The sequence below is a fragment of the Sulfuricurvum sp. RIFCSPLOWO2_12_FULL_43_24 genome (assembly GCF_001829605.1).
Classification (GTDB): domain Bacteria; phylum Campylobacterota; class Campylobacteria; order Campylobacterales; family Sulfurimonadaceae; genus Sulfuricurvum.
The window spans coordinates 1-3,847 of the sequence record NZ_MIBT01000091.1 but is presented as its reverse complement, the minus strand read 5'-3'; the positions used below and the strand labels follow the sequence as shown (position 1 = coordinate 3,847).

Annotated in this window: 6 protein-coding genes; 5 read left to right on the top strand and 1 reads right to left on the bottom strand. The window is 39.7% G+C overall.

Annotated features, from left to right (window positions below):
- Positions 1-85 precede the first annotated feature (85 nt).
- The 5 genes from rpsF to A3G19_RS08445 all read left to right on the top strand — a co-directional run bounded on the left by rpsF (position 86) and on the right by A3G19_RS08445 (position 3,126).
- On the top strand, positions 86-469 hold the full coding sequence (gene rpsF, locus A3G19_RS08465) for a 30S ribosomal protein S6 (protein ID WP_015653113.1): 384 nt from the start codon (positions 86-88) through the stop codon (positions 467-469).
- A gap of 19 nt (positions 470-488) precedes the next feature.
- The gene (locus A3G19_RS08460) at positions 489-995 is read left to right on the top strand and encodes a single-stranded DNA-binding protein (protein WP_015653112.1); all 507 of its coding nucleotides are present in this window, start codon (positions 489-491) and stop codon (positions 993-995) included.
- 21 nt (positions 996-1,016) lie between these two features.
- Positions 1,017-1,268 carry a 30S ribosomal protein S18 gene (gene rpsR / locus A3G19_RS08455; protein ID WP_015653111.1) on the top strand — a complete coding sequence of 84 codons (252 nt, stop codon included), beginning with the start codon at positions 1,017-1,019 and terminating at the stop codon, positions 1,266-1,268.
- A gap of 106 nt (positions 1,269-1,374) precedes the next feature.
- A complete protein-coding gene (locus A3G19_RS08450) occupies positions 1,375-1,836 on the top strand; it encodes a DUF420 domain-containing protein (RefSeq protein WP_294872004.1) in 462 nt (153 codons plus the stop codon).
- Positions 1,837-1,845: 9 nt separating this feature from the next.
- Positions 1,846-3,126 (top strand): trypsin-like peptidase domain-containing protein, encoded by a 1,281-nt coding sequence (locus A3G19_RS08445; RefSeq protein WP_015653109.1) that lies wholly within the window; start codon positions 1,846-1,848, stop codon positions 3,124-3,126.
- On the opposite strand, the gene A3G19_RS08440 is transcribed toward A3G19_RS08445, so the two are convergent.
- On the bottom strand, positions 3,123-3,623 hold the full coding sequence (locus tag A3G19_RS08440; RefSeq protein ID WP_041192547.1) for a GNAT family N-acetyltransferase: 501 nt from the start codon (positions 3,621-3,623) through the stop codon (positions 3,123-3,125). The genes A3G19_RS08445 and A3G19_RS08440 overlap by 4 nt on opposite strands.
- Positions 3,624-3,847: the final 224 nt, after the last annotated feature.

Sequence of the window (3,847 nt, the reverse complement as noted above, 5' to 3'; positions counted from 1 at the left end):
ATCCGCGCGTTCCTTGCTCTTTGCAACACGACTGTCGTGCTGTATAACAACCATAAGGGGCGAACACCATAAGGAGACATACGCTATGAGACATTACGAAAACTTAGTAATCGTAAAACCTACTCTTACAGAAGAAGAGATTAAAAACACCATCGCTCTCGTTGAAGAAGTGATCACTGCTAACGGCGGTGAGATCGTTGCTCGCGACGCAATGGGAATGAAAAAATTAGCTTACCCGATCGAGAAAAATGCTCGCGGTTATTTCTACGTTATGTATTACACTGTTGCACCTGCTGCAATTGCTGAAATTGAACGTCGTTTTCGTATCAACGAAGAGATTTTACGTTTCGTAACCATGAAATACGATTCAAAACGTGAGATTGCTGCTTGGAACGGTATGGTTGAAAAAACTAAAAAAACTGCTCCAACTGCTGTTGTTGCTGAGAAAAAAGAAGAAGTAGCTTCTTAAGCCCTTTTAAGGAAAACCTATGTTTAATAAAATTATTTTGGTTGGAAATCTCACCCGTGATATTGAACTCAAGTATGCACAAGGTGGATCGGCAATTGCCAATACTGCTATTGCTACGAGTCGCAAATTTACAGTGAACGGCGAGAAAAAAGAGGAAACATGTTTTGTCGACATCACTTTTTTCGGCCGTTCAGGTGAGGTAGCCAACCAATACCTCCGCAAGGGTTCTAAAATCCTCGTCGAAGGACGATTGAAATTTGACCAATGGGTTGACCAAACAAACGGCCAAAAGCGCTCTAAACACTCCGTTATCGTCGAAACGATGCAAATGCTCGATTCACGCGGCGAAAGTGGTTCTCAGGGCGGTTATAACGAATACAGCGATGCGGGTAACAGCGGCTATGATGCACCAGCACCAAAAGCGGCTTACACGCCTCCACCGTCGTATTCTAAACCCGCACCGGCAAAAATGCCGGAAAACAATCTCCCAGAGATTGATATAAACGAAGACGAAATTCCGTTTTAGAATAAGCACAAGGATAGTACCATGTCAGAAAAAAGAAAATACAAAAAACGTTATTGCAAATACTGCGAGCAAAAAGTTGATTTCATTGACTACAAAGATGTAGCTTCATTGAAATATTCACTCTCTGAGCGTTTCAAAATCATGCCTCGTCGTCTTACAGGTAACTGTAAACGTCACCAAGATATGGTTACAATCGCGATCAAACAATCACGCGCTGCAGCGTTGATTCCATACACCGTATCACGTAAAGTGATTGCTGGTTCATTCGAATAAGCTTCTTGTCGGCATTCTTTGCCGACAGATCTTCTTTTCTTCCCCTTTTTTCTCATAATATTCTAACCTCTCGCTATAATATCGCATTTATTGGATGAGGATTATTATGTTTTTTGAACCGGGTTTCTTAGGAACCAAAGCATTAATGTATATGGATATTGTTACCCTTTATTTTGCCTTCCTCCCCTTTTTATTGGCTTTTTCAATCCATCAAGCAATCCGTGGCAATATCAAACTCCATTACCAAAGCCAATTTAGCATTTTAGCCGTTACAATCATTATGGTGCTTATTTTTGAAATCGGAGTACGACTTACCGGAGGATTTGCCGAATATACAAAACAAAGTCCCCTCTCGTATGATTTTCTCCTCTTGTTCCTCGTTATTCATATCCTTATTGCTCTGATGGCGGTTGCTGGATGGATTTATCTCATTATTTCCACCTACAAATCACATCAAAACGGTCTATTGGAGAACAGTGACAAACATCGTAAAATGGGTAAATGGATATTTGCTGCATTAACGGTAACCTCAATTATGGGGTGCTCGATTTATCTCTTTTTGTTTTAAAGAATGTACATGAAAATACCTTTCCTTATTTTGATGCTCCTCTCCTGCCTCTCTGTTGCCTCTGAGCCGTTTATCGGCGTATCCGAGAAGGTCAAATCCGTGCTCCCCTCTATCGTCAAAATAAAAGTACAAAAAAGTGAGCCAATCGGCGATGATAGTGAACTTACCGCAAGTGATTCAGGAGGTTCCGGATTTATTTTCGATAATGAGCATCATATTGTGACCAATGCTCATGTAATCGGAGAAGCCAAGAAAATTGCTATTATCGATCAAGAAAACAATGAATATTCTGCTGTACTCGTGGCCAAAGATGATAAAACCGATATAGCTGTCTTAAAATCTACTGCCTTTAACGCACCGGTTCTCTTAGAAAATAATGGATCAGCTGCATCGGGCGATGGAATTTTTGCCATCGGCTCCCCTTTTTCTTTAGGACATAGCGTATCATTTGGAATTATCGGTGCAATTAACCGTTTTCTTCCAAACTATCCTTATCTTCACTTCATACAAATTGATGCAGCAATCAATCCGGGAAATTCAGGTGGACCTCTTTTTAACCAGCAGGGAGAATTGATCGGCATGGTCTCAACCTATTTCTCAAAACAAGGAAGTTATACCAATATCGCATTTGCACTCTCCATAACAGATGTTCATCGTATTGCGTCACGTCTTATAGAAGAAAAAAAGATTATACGTGGATATCTAGGAGCAGAGATGCTCATATCTGAACGGCTTTCACGTAAACTTGGATACAAATCATCCGTTTTGATTAGCCGTATTGAGCCAAATTCTCCTGCCAAAATAAGCGGTTTAAAAAGTGGTGATATCATCATAGGCTTTAATGATTCTTTACTCAATGATGGAGGAGAATTTCACCGTTTTCTAGAACGATCTCATCCCGATGAAACAATACTCTTAACCATTGTTCGAGATAAACAGCGAAAGACTGTTAACGTAAAACTGGGATCAACCCCAATAGAAAAAAAAGAAAAAACGAATGTCGGAACAGCTGATATAAGTGAAAAATTAGGATTAATATTACGTGAAGAAAATTCCGAAATTGAAGTCATATTAAGCTACGGGATGGCGAAAACCGTTGGGATTGATCCAAAAGATAAAATAGTAGAAATAAATGATATAGAAGTTAAAACAATACAAGAGTTCAATATTCAACTGAATAAACTCAAAGAGGCTGAAATAGCCTTCGTTACAATCAAACGCGATGCAGGCATCCTACTATTGCCACTCGGAAACAAAGCAGCACTCAAAGCTTATGTAAGTCGAAATTAATCCATCCAACGTCTAGGATCATATCCGTCACTAGGACGCTTAATTTCAGCACGCTCCAATCGTTTTACCATCGTGACAACATCCGAACCATCTACCGGACTTTTCTCGTTTTGTCCATTATTATTACGAACAAATCCATGTCGTTCATAAAAATGAGATGCCGATGATTCACGTATAACGCTTACACTGATATTCTCATGTAATGCTCCTGCTTCGATGAACAACTGTTCCAGCATCATAGACCCGATGCCCTGCCCTCGAAAGTCTGGAATAACAGCGATGTTCAAGATAGGCGTTCTATCATCGATGTAGCCATTTGAACCATGATCAGCATTAAGACGTCGTATCCAAGCAGCACCGGCAATCTGATTGTCTACAAGTGCATATAAACCCAAATCTTTACTAGTAAAGCCATAAAACTCTTCATAGATAGAAAGCTTGGGGATATCACACAATTGTTTATTAACTTCATTTAACCGCATAGCGTAGTACAACATATCAGTGACAATTTTTTGTTCGGAAGATCGTAGGAAATAAAGTGTTGGTTTCATAAATAAAAGTATACAGCAGCAATGCTAAGAGGTTGATTTTGAACATTTACAAAAAGGATTTTTATGATGATTATTTAAGAAGAAGTTGGAAAAGAGGATAAATCTGAGGCCAGGCGGCGACCTACGTTTCCACACCTGAAAGATGCAGTATTATGAGCGATGAGGGTCTT